General features: G+C 72.4%; 18 protein-coding genes. 12 read left to right on the top strand and 6 right to left on the bottom strand.

Annotation, left to right across the window (positions count from 1 at the left end; translation table 11 throughout):
- The first annotated feature begins 59 nt into the window (after nt 1-59).
- Nucleotides 60-1,700 carry an NAD-binding protein gene (locus tag KDN32_RS02395; RefSeq protein ID WP_211730519.1) on the top strand — a complete coding sequence of 547 codons (1,641 nt, stop codon included), beginning with the start codon at nt 60-62 and terminating at the stop codon, nt 1,698-1,700.
- Here KDN32_RS02395 and KDN32_RS02400 read toward each other — a convergent pair.
- The 5 genes from KDN32_RS02400 to KDN32_RS02420 all read right to left on the bottom strand — a co-directional run bounded on the left by KDN32_RS02400 (nt 1,697) and on the right by KDN32_RS02420 (nt 8,515).
- Nucleotides 1,697-3,205 carry a TIR domain-containing protein gene (locus tag KDN32_RS02400; RefSeq protein WP_211730520.1) on the bottom strand — a complete coding sequence of 503 codons (1,509 nt, stop codon included), beginning with the start codon at nt 3,203-3,205 and terminating at the stop codon, nt 1,697-1,699. The two genes, KDN32_RS02395 and KDN32_RS02400, sit on opposite strands and share 4 nt — an antisense overlap.
- 124 nt (nt 3,206-3,329) lie before the next feature.
- The gene (locus tag KDN32_RS02405) at nt 3,330-3,719 is read right to left on the bottom strand and encodes a DUF2237 family protein (RefSeq protein ID WP_211730521.1); all 390 of its coding nucleotides are present in this window, start codon (nt 3,717-3,719) and stop codon (nt 3,330-3,332) included.
- 93 nt (nt 3,720-3,812) lie between these two features.
- Nucleotides 3,813-4,823 (bottom strand): alcohol dehydrogenase catalytic domain-containing protein, encoded by a 1,011-nt coding sequence (locus tag KDN32_RS02410; protein ID WP_211730522.1) that lies wholly within the window; start codon nt 4,821-4,823, stop codon nt 3,813-3,815.
- Between the two features lie 200 nt (nt 4,824-5,023).
- Entirely contained in the window at nt 5,024-5,515 is a 492-nt protein-coding gene (locus KDN32_RS02415) for a hypothetical protein (RefSeq protein WP_211730523.1), read from the bottom strand.
- A gap of 192 nt (nt 5,516-5,707) precedes the next feature.
- Nucleotides 5,708-8,515, bottom strand: coding sequence for a DEAD/DEAH box helicase family protein (locus tag KDN32_RS02420; protein ID WP_307853633.1), 2,808 nt, complete (start codon nt 8,513-8,515; stop codon nt 5,708-5,710).
- A gap of 76 nt (nt 8,516-8,591) precedes the next feature.
- Here KDN32_RS02420 and KDN32_RS02425 point away from each other — a divergent pair, with 76 nt between their 5' ends.
- From KDN32_RS02425 to KDN32_RS02435, 3 genes are all read left to right on the top strand, one after another.
- A complete protein-coding gene (locus KDN32_RS02425; protein ID WP_211730525.1) occupies nt 8,592-9,191 on the top strand; it encodes a TetR/AcrR family transcriptional regulator in 600 nt (199 codons plus the stop codon).
- Nucleotides 9,188-9,811, top strand: coding sequence for a VC0807 family protein (locus KDN32_RS02430; RefSeq protein ID WP_211730526.1), 624 nt, complete (start codon nt 9,188-9,190; stop codon nt 9,809-9,811). Before KDN32_RS02425 ends, KDN32_RS02430 begins: the two co-directional genes overlap by 4 nt.
- A 91-nt stretch (nt 9,812-9,902) precedes the next feature.
- Entirely contained in the window at nt 9,903-10,184 is a 282-nt protein-coding gene (locus KDN32_RS02435; RefSeq protein WP_211730527.1) for an excalibur calcium-binding domain-containing protein, read from the top strand.
- A gap of 7 nt (nt 10,185-10,191) precedes the next feature.
- Here the strand turns inward: KDN32_RS02435 and KDN32_RS02440 are convergent, their stop codons facing one another.
- Nucleotides 10,192-10,806 carry a nucleoside/nucleotide kinase family protein gene (locus KDN32_RS02440; protein ID WP_211730528.1) on the bottom strand — a complete coding sequence of 205 codons (615 nt, stop codon included), beginning with the start codon at nt 10,804-10,806 and terminating at the stop codon, nt 10,192-10,194.
- Between the two features lie 128 nt (nt 10,807-10,934).
- On the opposite strand from KDN32_RS02440, the gene KDN32_RS02445 reads away from it, so the two are divergent.
- The 8 genes from KDN32_RS02445 to KDN32_RS02480 all read left to right on the top strand — a co-directional run bounded on the left by KDN32_RS02445 (nt 10,935) and on the right by KDN32_RS02480 (nt 17,303).
- A complete protein-coding gene (locus KDN32_RS02445) occupies nt 10,935-11,387 on the top strand; it encodes a hypothetical protein (protein WP_211730529.1) in 453 nt (150 codons plus the stop codon).
- Between the two features lie 107 nt (nt 11,388-11,494).
- Nucleotides 11,495-11,716 carry a hypothetical protein gene (locus KDN32_RS02450; RefSeq protein WP_211730530.1) on the top strand — a complete coding sequence of 74 codons (222 nt, stop codon included), beginning with the start codon at nt 11,495-11,497 and terminating at the stop codon, nt 11,714-11,716.
- A 68-nt stretch (nt 11,717-11,784) separates the two neighbouring features.
- Nucleotides 11,785-13,761, top strand: a complete 1,977-nt coding sequence (locus KDN32_RS02455; protein WP_211730531.1) for a PKD domain-containing protein — start codon at nt 11,785-11,787, stop codon at nt 13,759-13,761.
- A complete protein-coding gene (locus KDN32_RS02460) occupies nt 13,758-14,882 on the top strand; it encodes a serine hydrolase domain-containing protein (protein ID WP_211730532.1) in 1,125 nt (374 codons plus the stop codon). The genes KDN32_RS02455 and KDN32_RS02460 overlap by 4 nt, the downstream gene beginning before the upstream one ends.
- Nucleotides 14,883-14,925: 43 nt before the next feature.
- Nucleotides 14,926-15,165 carry a hypothetical protein gene (locus tag KDN32_RS02465; protein WP_211730533.1) on the top strand — a complete coding sequence of 80 codons (240 nt, stop codon included), beginning with the start codon at nt 14,926-14,928 and terminating at the stop codon, nt 15,163-15,165.
- A gap of 4 nt (nt 15,166-15,169) precedes the next feature.
- On the top strand, nt 15,170-15,670 hold the full coding sequence (locus tag KDN32_RS02470) for a mycothiol transferase (RefSeq protein ID WP_211730534.1): 501 nt from the start codon (nt 15,170-15,172) through the stop codon (nt 15,668-15,670).
- A gap of 613 nt (nt 15,671-16,283) precedes the next feature.
- Nucleotides 16,284-16,532 (top strand): hypothetical protein, encoded by a 249-nt coding sequence (locus KDN32_RS02475; protein ID WP_211730535.1) that lies wholly within the window; start codon nt 16,284-16,286, stop codon nt 16,530-16,532.
- A gap of 21 nt (nt 16,533-16,553) precedes the next feature.
- A complete protein-coding gene (locus tag KDN32_RS02480) occupies nt 16,554-17,303 on the top strand; it encodes an MOSC domain-containing protein (RefSeq protein WP_211730536.1) in 750 nt (249 codons plus the stop codon).
- Nucleotides 17,304-17,307 lie beyond the last annotated feature (4 nt).

Raw genomic sequence — 17,307 nt, forward strand, 5'->3', positions numbered from 1 at the left:
AGAGGTGCGTCTCCTCCTAGGCTGACCCCGGCCGTCCGGCCGATCACGATGGGGGATCGATGAGTGCGCTGAACCGTGTGGGCGTGTGGCTGGGAGTGGTGCTGATTCCGGTCTCGTTGCTGTTGGGATACATCGGCTACCGGGATCTCGCAGACGCCTCGATGTCCCGACCGGATGCAGCGTTCGGTGCGATCCAGCTGTTCTTCATGGAGACGCAGACCGACCTCGACCAGCCGCCGCTCGCCCTGAACATCGCCCGGTTCAGCGCGCCGCTGTCGTTGGCCATCGCCACCTTCGCTGCGATCGTCGCGCTCGCGGGAGAGCGCATCCGTCGTCTGCTCTTGCGTCAGTTCGGCCGCGACCACGTCGTGATCGCCGGACTCAGCGAGACGGGCAGGGAGCTCGCCCGCTCGCTGCGCAGCCAGGGCCGCAGGGTCGTGGTCCTCGACTCCGACGCCTCCCACCCGGCAGCAGCGGATGTCCAGGCACTCGGTGCGCTCGTGATCGTGGGCGACGCGCGGCAGCCCGAGCAGCTCATGCGGTGTCGGGTCGACACCGCTCGTCACGTGGTCGTGAACACCGGTCACGACTCGATCAACGTCGAGGTCTGTGAGGTGCTGACGGCCGTCGCAGGGCATGCGACGACTGTTCACGCTGCGATCGACGACGAAGCGCTCTGGTCGGTGCTGGGTCGCGTGCAGCTCGAGGAGTCGGACAGCGCTGCGACCTTCGATTTCTTCCACCCGGACGACCGCAAGGCAGCGTCGTTCATCGACGCGGTCGATCAGGGGTCTGGCCCCGACGTGTCGGAGGTGTACCTCCTAGGACGGGGCTCACTCGCGCGACGTGTGCTCGTCCGCTGGTGCCAGCGTCGCCTGGCGGAAGGGGAGCCCTTCACCGTTCACGTCGACGCAGCGACGCACCGAGCTCTGGTCGGTCCCTCGCTGGCCGCGCTCCCGTGGATCCGGGACGTCGTCGCGGAGGTGGATGTCGTCCCCGCGAGTTGCAGGATCGGACTGGTGTGCAGCGACGTGTCGGACGGTGCCTCGCTGAGCGCCGCGCTGTCCATCGCGTCCGAGCGACAGGTCGATCGGGTCTTCCTGTGCTCGACGCTGCCCAGCGGCCGGGCGGTGCTCGACCTCAAGGGAGTGAGCGAGAAGGTGTGCGTCATCCCGGCGGGGTCGACCTTCCGGGAGCCGGAGGCGTTTTTCGCCCACTCCTGGGTCGACATCATGGCCGCCGCGCGGCATGACTTCTACTGCGCGAGCGAGCGTTCGAGAGGTAGGACGGCGGCTGACAACCCGTCACTCATTGCTTGGGGTGAGCTCCCGGAAAGCCTGAAGGACTCGAACCGCCGGTTCGCGGCTGCGGTCGGCGCGGTGCTCGGCGATCTGGGTGCGGCGCTGGTCCCGCTGGGGCCGCGAACTGCCTCGGAGACGCCTCCGGTCGAGAGCGAGCTCATGGAATCCTTGGCGCGGCAGGAGCACGACCGGTGGATGGCCGACCTGCTTCGCGACGGCTGGCGGTACGACCCGGGCGCCAAGGACCCGGTGCGGAAGACGCACCCGCTGCTGGTCGACTGGGCAGAGCTGGACGAGATCGAGCGGGACAAGGACCGTGACTCGATCCGCGCGATCCCGCAGATGCTCGCCCGCGTCGGTTGGGCACTCGACGTCCCGGCACGAGCTCCCGTGTCCTAGACGAAGACGGCGACGTCCCGCAGGCGGTTGGCGCTCGGCTCCGGCAGGTCGACGTAGACCAGGACCTCGTCCACGCTGACGAAGCGTCCCAGCTGCCCGCGCATCTCGACGATCCGCGCGGCCTCGTCGTGCTCGACGCCAGCGTGGTGAGCCAGGACGGAGGGCGGGACGCTGTTGAGGTCCACGAGACCGCCGTCGTCGTAGTCACGAGGCACGTCCGGCCGTCCGACGTGCATCGACCTGGCGAGAGGGCGGTCCTGCTCGACCAACCTGCGGTACCGGTCGCGGCTCTCTCGCCGGGCGAGGACGGACTGCGTGCCGGCGAGCGGGGTGGTCGGGCGACGGAAGGCGACGATCACGACGATGCCGACGACCATCGATATCAGGATGATCGATCCGCCGAAGTCCGCCAGCGGTCCGGTGGCGTTGCCCTCGGCGTCCTCCGGTGCACTGCCCGCGAGAATGGTGGCGAGAACGATGGCTGCCCCCATCCCGGCAGCGAGCAGGTGCATCCGGCGGCGGAACGCCTTGTCGTGCGGGCGACGGTTGGCCGCCCAGATGGGCGCGGCCCAGGACGCGAAGCCGAGCGTCAGGACGCACCACAGGATCATCGCCTTGGTCGATCGACCCTTCTTCTGGGCCGGGACCGGCGCCGGGGGCTGCGGCGGCGCTGCGAAGTGGGACGGGACCGTCGGCGCCTGGGCCTGCGGCGTCGGGTAGGCCGGGCGAGCCGGCGGAGCGGCGTAGCTGGAGGGCCGCTGCTGCTTGGTCCACACGGCCCCCCGGTCTCCACGAGCCGTGCCGGGCTCGCCGAGACCGAACGAGCTCCGGTGCTGCATCAGGTAGCGGCCGACCATCGTGTGGTAGTTCCCGAGCTGCGACACCTCGGTGTGGGTGGCCAGGACGGCGGGGTGCTCCGACACGTCCTTGGTGGCGAACGAGTGGGGCAGCGACGAGATCGCGTAGCGGAGTGCGTCCTCGTCGACGTCGGCGAACGACATCGTGCGGGCCGGAGCTGCGTGCCCGGCAGACCCGAGCAACTGGCCGAGCTGCTCGGTGAGACGGGCGAGGTCGCTGCTCCAGCGTGAGTCGGACAGCTCGAAGGCGTTCAGGCGGGCCAGACGCTGGATGCTCTGCGGAAGCTCCTCGGGAGTGGGCATGCGAGCGCCCTCCACCAGCACGGGGATGACGCGGAGGTTTGCCTGCAGCGCCGACTCGACCTCGAGGCGGACGAAGTCGTTGGACTCGTCGATCCGTCGGACGTCGGTCCCGGGGCGGGGGTCGAGCCAGTTGTCACCGATGAGGATCAGCGCGACCTGGCACTGCTCGATCTCGCTGCGGATGTGCTCCTCGAAGTCGGCACCGATCGGGATCGAGTCGATGTCCATGAAGACACGTGCGTTCTGCATCCGGTGGCGCAGTCCGTCGTTGAGCCCGTTGGCCTGCGACTGGCAGTCACTGCGTCGGTACGAGATGAAGATGCGCTGTTCGGTTGTCGCGGTCATGAGGTCCCCGTCTGCGTTCATGAGTGCTTGCGGCACATCATGGACGCCACCGCCGACACTTGGCACCCCCATCAGCAAATTCACCCAGATCAAGGGCGGCGCTCCACCTCCAGCACCGAAGGTGTCAGTCGAGGCTGCTGAGGTCCGGCGGTACGTCGACGGCGTGCGCCTGCAGCACCTCGAGGGGTACGACGTCGAGCGCCCGCTCAGAGGTGGCAGCCAGCACGACTGGCGCGGCCACACCGTGTGCGTACGCCTGCATCCAGCGCGCGGCGACGACGCACCAGCGGTCACCCGGCACGAGCCCGGGGAAGTGCCACTCCGGGCGCGGCGTGGAGAGGTCGTTGCCGACGGCCTTCTGGTGGGCGAGGAACTCGTCGGTCATCACCGCGCAGATCGCGTGCAGCCCGGCGTCCTGCGGGCCGACCGTGCACCTGCCGTCGCGGTGGAACCCGGTGAGCGGGTCGGTGCCGCAGGGGTCGAGCTCGCCGCCGAGGACGTTGCGTTCGGTCATGCGCCCATCGTCGCTGGTTTCGAGGCTCGCTGCGCTCGCACCTCAACCACCGAGAGGCAGCGCTCCCACCTCAACCACCAAGCGGGCCCGCGGTCACCGCATGTCGAAGACCAGTCGCGCCGGCACCTCGCCGGCGAGCACCTCCTCGAAGCACGCGTTGACGTCGTCGAGCGCGCGGGTCTCGGTGACGACGCGGGTCAGGCCGCGGGCGTGAAGGTCGAAGACGGTGGCGAGGTCGTTGCGGGTGCCGACCAACGAGCCGATCACCTTGACGCCCTTGAGCACGGTCTCGAACACGGGGATCTCGAGGCGGTTGTCGGCGGGCAGGCCGACCAGGACGAGGCGGCCGTTCGGGTTGAGCGCGGCGTGTGCGGCCCGCATCGCGGCGGGCGACGGGACGGTGACGAGCGCGATGTCGACGCCGCCGATCTCGGCGAGCTGCGCGGCCTGGTCGCCGCGGGCGTCGACCACGTAGTCCGCGCCGAGGTCCTTGGCGAGCTGGAGCTTGTCGTCGTGGACGTCGACGGCGACGGTGCGGGTGCCGAAGATGCGGGCGTACTGCAGGCCGAGGTGCCCCAGGCCGCCGATGCCGACGACCATGCAGGTCTCGTCGGGCTTCGGGTCCGCGACCTTGAGCGCCTTGTAGGTCGTCACGCCCGCGCAGGTCAGCGGCGAGGCGTCGACCGGGTCGACGCCGCCGGGGACCGGTACGACGTGGCTGGCGAACGCGACCGCGTACTCGGCGTAGCCGCCGTCCATCGTGTAGCCCATGTAGGCCGGGGCGGTGCAGTAGGTCTCCCAGCCGTCGACGCAGTAGCGGCACTGGCCGCACGCGTGGCCGAGCCACGGCAGCGCGACCCGCTGGCCGACCGCGACGGGTACGTCGGGCGAGCCGACGGCCTCGACGATGCCGACGCCCTCGTGGCCGGGGATCAGCTGGTCCTTGGGCTTGACCGGCCACTCGCCGCGCGCGGCGTGGATGTCGGTGTGGCAGAGCCCGCAGGTCTCGATCCGCACCAGCACCTGGCCGGGGCCGGGCTCGGGGATCGGGACGTCGCGGACCTCGAGCGGTGCGCCGAGCGTGGGGACGACGGCAGCCTTCATGACGTGCTCCTCGGGGTTGGGTGGGCGGTTCTCGCTCCACCTCGACCCTTCTCCTCGGCGTCGTCCGCGGGCAGGGCGTACGGTCCCGCAGTCGGCGGGGCGAAGGTCCCGGCGAGCCGTCTGAAGCTACTGCTGCTGCCGAACCGGCACCGAGCCGGGCTCAGCTTGTTCGCTTGCAAGAGGACAGCACAGCACCTGTACTACCGCTCGCCGATGAGCGAATGAAGGTTCTTTCCAGTCGCCACGACCTTCCAGAACTTCCTTCCGTTGGTGTTTGGCGACTCCCGGACATCGCCGGAGAAGTGGTCTACCACCGCGACTGCTGCAGCTGTAGGTGACGAGAAAACTTGGTTGTGCCAAGGCTCTGTCGTCAGCCGAACCTCGTGGGTGTGCGGGTTGAACATGGCGCTCAGGTCGTGTCCCTTGTAGGTCTTTGCAATTGGGATCCAGTCGACCTTGGGGTCGATGTGCTCCCGGGCAGGAGGTTTGTAGGCGCTGGACGAAGAGGTCGATGCGCGGACTTGCTGGGCTGCGGCTTCTGATGGGCTGGATGGCGGGCCAGCAGCGACTGGGGTATCCGACGCAAGCACGTCCACGAGGCGACTCACAACCTCGCCGACGGTTCGGTCCATGAGACGAGCAGCGACCACAAGGCGGTCGTACGTCCCGTCGTCGATCTGAATTGTCTTCACTGCTTCTCCTGGTCATCTGAGGTGCTCAAGCACGCTGTCGACTCAAGAGTAAGACTCTAGAACTTTTAAGTCAATCAAGGATACTTAAGACTTACTCGAGCCTCCGCGGACGGCGCTGGCTCTGCTTCAAGTCGGGCTCTGTAGACGGCAGGTCTCACGATCGACTGCTTCACGTCTCGAAAGCGTCGGCCGTCAGGACCAGTGCCGCCGCATCACCGTGGTCGCGGTGAACGGGTCCTCGCCCGACACCGCTGCGACGATCCCGGCCCCCTCGGGCTTCGCGGCAGCGAGAAGACGGCCCTCGCCGACCCAGGCGTTCCAGGCGCGCAGGTACTGCCCGGCGTTGCTGGCGTTGCGTCCGAGGACGGTCGGTACTGGGTGCCACGCCTCGCACGTCGGGCGGGCGGCACGCAGGGCGGCGCGGGCACCGCGGCGCGTACGGACCGGCCGCTCGGGGGAGGTGGCGTCGGTGTAGCGCGAGACGACGTAGCGCGGGGCGCCGACCGGGCCGATGGCCTCGTCGAAGGCGACCGCGAAGACCTCGGCGTCGGCCTCGGAGCCGACGAGGCGGAACCGGTACTCGCCGCCCGGGTGCACGTCGACGGCGAGCGCGGCGGCTCCGACCTCGGTGAGTCCCGACGCAACGAGCGCGTCGGCCACCGCCGCGGCGACCGCCTCCAGCGGCGGGACGCCCGAGGTCAGGGCGACCTGCGCGCGCACCCACTCGGTGAGGACCGAGGCGTGGTCGCGGCGAGTGGTGAGGGCCTGTCCGAGCGTCGCCAGCCCACCTGCCGCGCCCGCGGCCGCCACCGCCCACGGCCCCCCGACGGTGGCCGCGCCCGAGACGCCGACCGCAGCCGCGCCCAGCGCGAGCGGCGTACGCCAGCTCGTGTCCGGCAGCGGCGCTTCGGTCGTCAGTCCCTCCGGCCCCAGCCGCCACGCCGGCGCGTCCGGCGCCACCGTGACGACCTCGTCGACCGGCACGACCGCGGGCACGGACGGCCGCACCCGCAGCGACGCGAGGGTCACGTCGTCGTACGGCTCGCCGACCCGCCACGCCTCGCGGATCGCGTCGCGGTCGTCGGCGGCCACGAGCATCCGCGCGTTGAGCGCGTCGAACGACGCCACCGGCGGTGGCGCGTAGGGCGAGAAGGACGCGTCGATGTGGGCGACGCCGTCGACGATGTCGCCGTCGGCGTCGATGCCGTGGAAACCCTGGTGCTTGCGCACCAGCCGCGACCAGTCGTTGTCGCCCTTCGGGTGCGCCTCCGAGACGCAGACGACCGTCCAGTTGGTGGCGACCTTGTCGGGCCAGGTCGGGTCGGTGCGCAGCGCGCGGCCGCGGGTCTGCACGACCGCGGTCAGCGTCGTCGCGGTCGTCAGGTCGATCAGCGTCGAGACGCCGCGGGCGTTCCAGCCCTCGCCGAGCAGGCCGCGGGTGCCGACCAGGACCTGGGTGCGCCCGGCCTCGAGGTACGCCGTGACGTGGGCGACCCACGTCCGCGAGGTCCAGCCCGACGAGCAGGTCGCGACCGGTGAGCCGTCGGTCTCGACCCGCAGCCGGGACGCCAGCTCGGCGTCCCGCGAGGCGACGAACGCGACAAGGTCCTCCAGCGTCGACGAGGACCCCGCGACCACCGACCCGGTGACCAGCATCGGGTGCAGCACGGCCGTCGCGGGGTCGGTCAGCAGCACCTCGAGCGCCGCGAGCGCGGACCCGGCCTCGGCGTCGAGCACCCCGTCGAGCGCGACCGGCACGGTCGCGGACGCGCGTTCGTGGTCGCACAGCACCAGCACCCGCGCGCGGTCGCCGATGGCGGCGTGCTCCGCGGCGATGATCTGCGCCGCCGCGCCGGGCTTGGCGTACGACCGGGCGAGCACGCGGTCGACGGTCGAGCGCCCACGGCGTACGCCCCGACGCGTCCACTGGTAGCCCACCGACGGCAGCGCGGCCCGCACCACGGCGAGCACCTCGGCGTCGGCGGGGTCGTCGGACTCGGCGACGTGGTGCAGCAGCCAGTCACCCAGCAGCCGGACCCAGTCCTCGGCGGTCGGCGCGTGCCGGTGCTCCTCGCGCAGGCGGGCACCGTGCGGGAGCGAGAGGAGCCCGGCGTGGTGCATCCGGAGCGCCGCGTCGCAGAGGTCGGGCTCGCGCTCCGCGAGCGCCGCCCAGGTGGTGGTCGCGGGGACGGGCTCGACGAACCGCGCGGTCAGCCACGCGTAGAACCCGATCGTCCCGAAGCCGGGCGTGGTGAGCAGCGTGGTCAGCTCGGTGAAGCGCACGGCCTCGCTGGCGAGCCAGTCCTCCTCGGTCGGGGTCGGCGTGGTCAGCCAGACCAGCTCGTCGAACGGCGCGAGGTGGCCCTCCTTGACCACCGCCGGGACCGAGACGCGGTAGCGGATGGCGCCGAAGAGCCGGTCGACGAGCGCGCGCTGCTCGCCGGCGAGGCTCTCCGGCGGGGTGGCGGTGAGCGCCAGGACGTGGGCGCGGTCGACCGCCTCAAGCAGCTCGGCCAGCAGCCGGCCCCACACCTCGAGCAGGTGGTGGCACTCGTCGAGCACCAGCACCAGCCGGGGTTGCGCGCGGATCCGCTCGAAGAGCGCGACGCCGTTGGGGTGGAGCCGGTCGACGACGGCGGCGGACCCGTCGACGGACTCCGCGGCCTCGGAGTCGAAGACCGCGAGCGACTGGTAGGTCAGGCAGGTCAGCGGGCTGACGAGCTCCTTGTCGTCGCTCGCGCCGATCCCCAGCGCGGTCGCCTCGGCGATCCACTGCGCCTGGATGGCGGTGTTGGGCGCGAGCACGACGGCGCGGGTGTCGGCGTGGGCGCGGAGCTCCGCGGCGACCGCCTCGAGGCCGACCCGCGTCTTGCCGGCTCCCGGCGGCAGCACCACCCAGGCCCGCGGGTGCTCCGCGCCGTCCCACGCGCCGGCGAGCGCGGCGAGCGCCTCGCGCTGGTGGACGCGCAGCGGGGGCGGGTCGACGACCGTCACCGGCACGACCTCCTCCTGGCGCTGGTGCGGGGGAATGGTCGCACGTCTGGTCAGTCTTACCTGACCGACGTACTCTTTACTCATGCAGGTAAATCGCTCGGTCGCGTCGGAGGCACGTCGCGCCCAGATCCTCGACGCGACGATCGCCGTCGTCGCCGAGGAGGGGTTTGCCCGGGCGAGCTTCGCGCGGATCGCCGAGCGCGGCGGGCTCTCCAGCACCCGGCTGATCAGCTACCACTTCGCCGGCAAGGACGACCTCGTCGCCGCGCTCGTCGCGCACGTCGTGGACGGCATCGGCGAGCACGTCGGCGCGCGGGTGATGGCAGCCGACACCGCTCGCGGCCGGCTCGCGGCCTACGTCGAGGGCGTCATCTCCTACGCGGACACCCACCGCGCGCCGATGTCCGCGCTGCTCCAGGTCGCGATGGCCGGCGCGGGCGGCGGCGCGATGGACGCCCCGAGCGACCTCTCCCACCTCGAGCGGATCCTGCGCGCCGGCCAGGAGGCGGGGGAGATGCGCTCCTTCGAGGTCGCCGTCATGGCGTCGACGATCCAGCGGTCGGTGGAGACGGTGCCGTTCGCGCTGCAGGCCGACCCCGACCTCGACTGCGCGGCGTACGCCCGCGAGCTGGTCGAGCTCTTCGACCGCGCGACCCGGGCCGACGAGATGGCCGACCCGTGACCGTCCTCCGCCCCGTCGTCGGCATCGCCGGCTCGACCGCGCTCTACTACCTCCTGCGCCACCTCGGCGTCAGCGTCTACGCCGCGCTCGTCGTCGGCGCGGTCGTCTCGCTCGCGCCCGCCTGCGTCTCGCTGCTGCGCGGCCGCCGGCCGAGTGGGCTCGAGGCGTTCTTCACGGTCCTGCTCTTCGCGAGCTTCGCGGTCGCGCTGCTTCCCGGCGACGAGCGGTTCCTGCTCGCCAAGGACGCGCTCGTCACCAGCGGCGTCGGCTGCTGGTTCCTCGCCAGCCTGCGCTGGGCCGACCGCCCGCTGGCCTACCAGTTCGCCAAGCCGATGATCGAGGGCCGCGGCGGTTGGGTCGGTGACTGGGAGCGGCGCTGGCGCGAGGACGAGTGGTTCCGCCGGATGTGGCGCACCTCGAGCGCCTGGTGGGCGGCTGGCACGCTCGCCGACGCGGTCGCGCGCGTCGTGATGGCGTACACGCTCCCCGCCGACGTCGTGCCCGGCCTCAACCTCGCGATGTACGTCGTCACGCTCGTGGTGCTCAACGTGGTGACGACCGTCGTCTACGTCCGGGCCGGCGCGATCAGGGGTCGGCGCCCGATGGCCGATCACCCCTGAGGCGGTGCCGGTGCGGGGACATCGGCCGTTCCTCGGACGGGGCGGCCGGTCAGGACGCATGCTGCTCCTTGCGAGTCCAAGGGGGAACCACATGCGCAAGAAGCTCGCGGGCGCCGTCGCCTGCCTCACCATCGGTGCACCGCTCCTGGTGCTCGTCACTCCTGCCGAGGCCGCCGTCCCGGCGCAGTGGCAGAACTGCACCGTCGTCAACAACCGTCTGCCGCACGGGGTCGGCCGGGCGAACGCCCGTGACCGGACGTCGGGCACGCCGGTCACGAACTTCCGCCGTGACACCGCGCTCTACAACACCGCGATGCGGGCCAACCGAGGCCTCGACCGCGACGGCGACGGAATCGCCTGCGAGAAGGCCTGAGCCGGGCTCACCCGACCCGAACCACCAGGTCAGCCGACTCCCGCGTCGAGGCGACCAGCCGCGCATTGGCCTCGTCGCTGCGCTCCACCCACTGCCGGGCGGCGGCGGACGACTTGCCGAACTCCTCGTGCCGCGCGACCAGCCGCGAGCGGCGGAGGTCGTCGTCGACCTCGACGAACCACACCTCGGCGAGGTGGGGGCGTACGCGCTCCCACCCGCCGGAGGGCAGCAGCAGGTAGTTGCCCTCGGTGACGACGAGCCGCGCGGACGGCGGGATCGCGATCGCCGCGGCGACCGGCTGCTCGAGGTCGCGCTCGAAACCGGGCACGTAGAGCACGGCTTCTGGCGCGGAGTGGAGACGGGCGAGCGCGGACACGTATCCGTCGACGTCGAAGGTCTCCGGTGCACCCTTGCGGTCGCGCAGGCCGAGCCGGTCGAGCTGGACGTCGGCGAGGTGGAAGCCGTCCATCGGCAGGTGGCCGACGTCAGGCGCGAGCGCGGCGAGGAGGGCGGCGGTCAGCGTCGACTTCCCGGCGCCCGGTGGGCCGGTGATGCCGAGGACGGCGCGGCCGGGGCCGTCCAGGAGGCGACGCGCGCGGTCGACCAGCTCGTCGGTCGTCACCGCACACCGGTCCCGTTGAACCGCACGCCGCCCGATCCCGTACGACCCCGGAGTGGCGCGGTCGCTCGGCCGCGCACCCCCGCCGGAACCGGAGGAACGCCATGCACGCGAAGTCTCGAACGGGCGCGGTGGCTGCGGCCACCCTGCTCACGCTGTCCGTCACCGCCGCACCCGCCCTCGCCTCGTCGAAGCACGACGTCATCCGCGCCGACCTGGTCCCGAGCCAGCCGACCTCCGGCACGGTCAACGGCCTCCCACCGGGGTCGGCGCCGTGGGTGCTCGACCGCGGGGAGGTCCGGGTCCGCGACGACGGGCGGATGGACGTACGTCTCGAGGGGTTCCAGATCCGGCGACCCGACGGCACGCAGGACAACCCGATCGTCTCGATCACGGCGGTCCTCTGCTGCGCCGGCACGGCTGTCGCCGACAGCGGCCCGCAGGCGCTCTCGGTGCCTGGCGGCGACGCGCGGTTCCGCGTCGAGGACCTCATGGTCCCGGACGAGTGCGACTCGCCGTCGGTCCTGATCAGCCCGACCGTCGCCGTCGGCCGCGCCTACATCGCCTTCACGCCGGCCTCCTGAACCGGTCGCGGCAGCGCCGGCTCGACGGGCGTCGGGATCGCTCACGTGGCGAGCCTAACGACGCGTCGAGTCGGCGAATGCCCACCGAGGGCGGATGATGGAGGCAAATGACTGATACCCCCGAAGTGCCCCGCAACCGCCGCAGCTCCAGTCCCTTCAAGAAGGCGGCCGATCCGGTCATCGAGACCTTCGCGAAGGACGACCGGGTCACCCACGACCTCTACGGCCTCGGCCGCGTGGTCAACGTCGAGGCGCACGCCGTGAGCGTCGACTTCGGTGAGCGCACGCTGCGCATCACCAGCCCGTACGCCAAGCTCCACCACCTGTAGGTCGTCACCGGCCCCTCCCCGTGCCGGCGCTCGCGGCGTATCGTCCTGCTGGACGAGGGGAGCACGCCATGGGCCGAGCACGCGACTGCCTGGCGTCGGTGCTCGTCGGTGTCCTCGCGCTCACCCTGGCGGACCCGGTCGGGTCGTCCGGGGCCAGCGCGGCGGCCGTCCAGCCCGTCCTGGTCGGGTCCGAGCCGCTGGGCTTCGTCGCCGGCGTCGACGCGGGAGGGTCCGTCCAGGTCGTCGTCGCCGCGTCCGGGAGGACGACGGCTGTCTGGGTCGAGGAGGCGAGCCGACAGGTGGTGTCCCGCACCCGCGACGCCGGTGGAGCCTGGGAGGCGGCGGTCGCGGTGTCCCGGCCGTTCGCGTCGGCCGCCCAGGTCGATGTCGGGATCGACCTCGCCGGTCGGGTGACCGCCGTGTGGACCGACTCCCCGGTCTCTCGGTCGTCGGTCTGGACGGCGTCGTCGGCCGACGGCTCCACCTGGACCGAGCCCACGTTCCTCGGCGTCGGCAGCGGCGGGGTCTCGCTGGCGGTGGCCCACGACGGCACGGCGATCGCCGTGTGGGCGGACACCGACATCGAGGCAGGCGTCGAGGTCGTGGAGGCGGCCGTGCGGCGTGGCTCCCGCGCGTGGTCCGAGGCTGAGAGCCTGGGAGAGGCGGCCGAGGTGGGACGTCCGGCTGTCGCGGTCAACCCGCTCACGGGCGAGGGGACCACGGTCTGGAGCGACGGCGCCCTCCGGGCCTCGCGGTGGGCTGGTGCCACGGGCTGGTCGCCGATGGCGCCTGCCCCACTGACGCCGAGCGGACCCCCGGGAGGCGCCGTCGCCGAGCTGGACGTCGCCGTCGACGGCACCGGTCGGACGACGGCCGTGCGCACCGAGGCAGGGGACGCCTTCGTCTTCGAGGCGTTGGCAGGTGCGCCGTGGGGCGCCGGCCAACGACTCACCGCGACCACCGGATTCGAGTTCGGCTTCCGACGTCCACGCATCGCGACCAACGTCGCCGGCGACGCGGTCGTCGCGTGGGACTGGACGCTGCTGGACGCCCAGGTCGTCTTCGTCGCGAGTCGCACGGCCGACGGCGCCTGGCCGGCCGCGACCCGGCTGCGTCCGGGGTTCGACGGCTACGGGCGGCAGATCGCCGCGACGGTCGACGATGCGGGGCTGGCCACGGTGGCATGGACGAACGACTACTCCGGCCACGTCCAGGCGCAGGTCGGTGAGCCCTGGCCCGAGCCCGTGCTGATCGGACCCGAGCGCTTCGCGCAGCTCGGTGGGCCCAAGCCCCTCGCGCTCGCCGCTCCCGTCGCGGCAGGGGAGGGAGAGACGGTCCTGGTCCGCACCCGTCCGGATCCGGTGAGGCTGACGGGGCTCGGGACGCAGGCGCTCGCCCTGGCGTTCGACTCGCACGGCCCCCGCGTCACCTCCTTCTCCGTCCCGTCGTCGGGTCGTGTGGGCGAGGCGGTGGTGGTGGAGGCGCGAGCGGTCGACAGCTGGTCGGCCGTCACGTCCTACGCGTGGGACTTCGGAGACGGCAGCACCGCGTCTGGGACGTCTACGGCCCATGCCTACGCCGAGCCGGGGACCTACCCGGTCACGCTCGTCGTCACCGACGCGGTCGGCAACAACACTCGACGCACGTCGACGACGACGATCAGTCGAGCTGCGGTGAGCACCGCGGCGGCACCTCGCCTCACCACGTTCCGCCTCGCCCGGCGCCGGATCGCCGCGACGGGCACCGGCACCACCGGGCCGCTGGCGAGGCGGACCAGCCTCCTCGTCGGGCTCACGGCGCCGGCGACGTTGCGCCTCGTCGTCACGAGCCGGAGCCGGCACCGCGTCGACGGCCGGTGGCGCCCGATCCGGGTGATGCTGCGCAGGCAGCTCCCGGCGGGGGTCTCGCGGATCACGCTGCGTGCACGCCTCGACGGGACCGTCCTGCGTCCCGACGACTACCGGGTCGTCGGACGGGCCCGCAGCGAGGCCGGTGCGAGCCAGCGGCGGACGGTGCGCCTCGTCGTCGTGAGGTCGCGCAGGTGACCGGTCTCGAGGCGGCGCTGCGTCCCTTCGCCGACTCCGGTGACGTCCCCGGCGTCGTCGCGGCCGTCGCGCGGGGGAGTGACGTCGAGGTGGTGGCCCTCGGCGTACGCGGGCCGGACGGCGCTCCGATGCGCCGAGACTCCATCGTGCGCGGTGCCTCGATCACGAAGCCGGTCATGGCCGTCCTCGCGATGGTGCTGGTCGAGGACGGCCTGGTCGGCCTCGACGACCCGGTGGCCGGGCTGCTGCCCGAGCTCGCCGAGCCACGGGTGCTGCGTACGCCGACGAGCGGGCTCGACGACACCGTCCCCGCTGACCGGCCGGTCACGCTGCGCCACCTGCTGACCTCGACCTGGGGCAGCGGCTTCACGACCATCGACTCCCCGGTCGTGCCACGGCTCGTCGAGGACCTCGGGCAGGCGTCGATGGACGTCGCCGCCGTGCCGCCGCCCGACGAGTGGGCGCGGCGGCTGGCGGCGATCCCCCTCATCCACCAGCCGGGGGAGGGCTGGACCTACAACCTCTCCTACGACGTGCTCGGCGTGCTGCTCGCCCGCGCCGCCGGCCGGCCGCTGGGTGACCTGCTCGCCGAGCGCGTGCTCGACCGGCTGGGCATGGCCGACACCGGCTTCCACGTCCCCGCGGAGAGCCTCGACCGGTTCACCGCGCTGCACGGGCTCGTCGACGGGTACCTGCAGGTCACCGACCCGGTCGACGGTGCGTTCGTCGCGCCGCCGGCGTTCCCGTCCGTGGCCGGCGGGCTGGTGACCACGGTCGACGACCAGCTCGCCTTCGGGCGGATGCTGCTCGCGGGCGGCGACGACCTGCTGACCGACGAGTCGGTGCGACTGGTCATGACCGACCACACCACGCCGCAGCAGCGCGAGATGGGCGGGTTCTTCCTCGACGGCCAGGGCTGGGGCTTCGGCGGCGGCGTCGACACCACGGTTCGCGAGTCGTGGAACGTCGTCGGTCGCTACGGCTGGGTCGGCGGCACCGGCACCGCGACGTACGTCGACCCGGTGCACGACGTCGTCTCGGTCGCCCTCGCCCAGGTCGAGCTCGGTGCGCCGGGGATCGAGGACCTGCTGAAGGCCTTCTGGACCGCGGTTTCACCCTGATGGGCGGTTGTGTCGCACCGACGGGTCACGGACGGTGGAACGCATGAGCGACGAGGAGCAGCAGGCAGCGATCGAGGCAGCGCAGCGGGTCGTCGACGAGGTGAGCTCGTACCAGTACAGCGCCGAAGACGCGACCATCGCGATCCAGCTCGACCAGGGGCTGCGTGCCGCGGAGGTGTCCCTCCCGGACGAGGAGCGCGAGCGGATCCTGGCCGAGATCGACGGCATGAAGGACGAGTCGTCGACGGCGCCGCAGGTCCGCACGGCGACCCCCGCGGGGTGACGGCATGGACGTCCGCGGACTCCTGACCGAGGGCTTCGGTCGGATCACCGAGCTCTACGCCAGCACGGCGGACGGGCTCGACGACGAGCAGCTGCACCACCGTCCGGGCGGCACCGGCAACCCGGTGGGCTGGCTGCTGTGGCACCTCGCCCGGGTGCAGGACGACCACGTCGCCCACCTCGCCGACACCCCTCAGGTCTGGGAACGGTTCCAGGAGCGCTTCGGCCTGCCCAACGGCACCGACGACATCGGCTACGGCCACACCAGCGAGCAGGTCGACGCGATCCGCATCGAGGACGCCGCGCTGCTCGTCGACTACCACCACGAGGTCACCCTCGCGACCGCGCGCTACCTCCAGGCCGTCGACGAGGCCGAGCTCGAGCGTGAGGTCGACCAGCGCTGGGACCCGCCGGTGACCGCAGGCCAGCGGCTGGTCAGCATCCAGGGCGACTGCCTGCAGCACCTCGGGCAGGCGGCGTACGTCCTGGGACTGCTCGACTCGTGACGTTTGCCCCTCCGGGTGCCGGGTAGGTCGGGACCGACCCCGTCCCGACCCCATCGACGGTGACCTCCCATGTCGTTCCGAGCTGTAGCGGTGGTCGTAGGCGTCCTCCTCGCGACCTCGGCGTGCGCAGGCGAACCAGAGGAGCGTCTCGTGCAGGGCCGGCTCGGCGACGTCGACGGCTCCGCGTACCGCCGTCGAGGTGCCGAGCGGCACCCTCACCGTCACCATCGGCGAGGGCCATGACACGGTTACCGCGTCCGAGGCGGCCGACGCCCAGACGCGCGGGGCCCCCCGGCTCTGCCGCGTCACCTGCTGCCGCGCGCCGCGGAGGCAGCGTCCACGTCGCGGTCGAAACGTCGGCCGCGCCCGTCGTCGAGGTCACCTTCGACGGCGTCACGTCCAGCCTCGACACGGCGACCGGTGAGGTGTCGGGCGACGGAGCGGACGCCATGGCCGGGCTCGCGGCGCCCGCGTCCGCCGACTGCCCGCCGCTGACCGCCCGGGGTGTGACGGCCGACGTCGCCTGCACCTGGACGGTCGCCACCGTGCCCTACCTCAGCGGTGAGGGCTGGTCGTCCGACGACGGCTGGACGGTCGTCCAGGTCGAGACACGGTGGACTCGTTCACGCGCGGCGACACGACGTACGACGTGCAGTCCGCGACCGACGCCTCCTCGCTCGACGGCGGACCGGCCGCGTCCACCGTGGTCGACGAGCGCCTCACCAGCCTCGTCACCCGCAGCGTCGTCGACGGCGACGCGACCCGCCTCGACCTCGTGCGGACGTTGACCGGCCTGCGCGACGAGGGCCCCGGGCCCGAGGACGCGACGATCACCGTGACCGGTGAGGTCGACCTGCCCTGAGGCGGATGCCACGATGAGCTCATGACCGACTCGCTGGTCGTGGTCTCCGCCGGGTTCTCACCGGTGAAGGGCATGCGCCACCTGCCCCGGCCCGGTCTCGCGCTCGACGAGCTCGGTGCCGTGGGTGACCGGCAGTGGTGCCTGCTCGACGTCGACGCCGCGCGCGTGCTGCGGACCGTCCAGCACCCGTCTTTGATCGGCGTGGTCGCCGAGCAGGACGGCGACGGCCTGGCGGTGCTGCTGCCGGACGGCACGGGCGCGTCGTTCGAGCCGGAGCCGACGGGGGAGACGCTCCCGTGCGACTACTGGGGCCGCACCGTCGAGCTCGCGCTGACCGACGGGCCGCACTCCGAGCTGCTGTCGGACTACCTCGGGCGCCCCGTCCAACTCGCTGCCGCGCCCCGCGGCGCGGTCGTCTTCGACGCGCCGGTCACGCTCCTCGGCACGGCCACGCTCGCCGACCTCGCCGCGCGGCTCGACCGCCCGTCACTGGTGTCGGAGGACGCCCGCTTCCGGTCGACGCTGGTGGTGGAGACGTCAGAGCCGTACGTCGAGGACACCTGGCTCGGGCGGACGGTGACCGTGGGGTCGGCGGTCCTGCGCATCGGCGGTCCCGTCCCGCGCTGCGCAGTGATCGACCACCACCCCGAGACCGGCGCGCGCGACCTGCGGCTGCTCAAGGCGCTCGTCTCGCACCGTCCGGTCAACGCGGCGAACGAGCCGGTGCTCGGGGTGTACGCCTCGGTGGTGCGGCCGGGGGTCGTGGGCTGAGCGC

Source organism: Nocardioides palaemonis, assembly GCF_018275325.1.
GTDB lineage: Bacteria > Actinomycetota > Actinomycetes > Propionibacteriales > Nocardioidaceae > Nocardioides > Nocardioides palaemonis.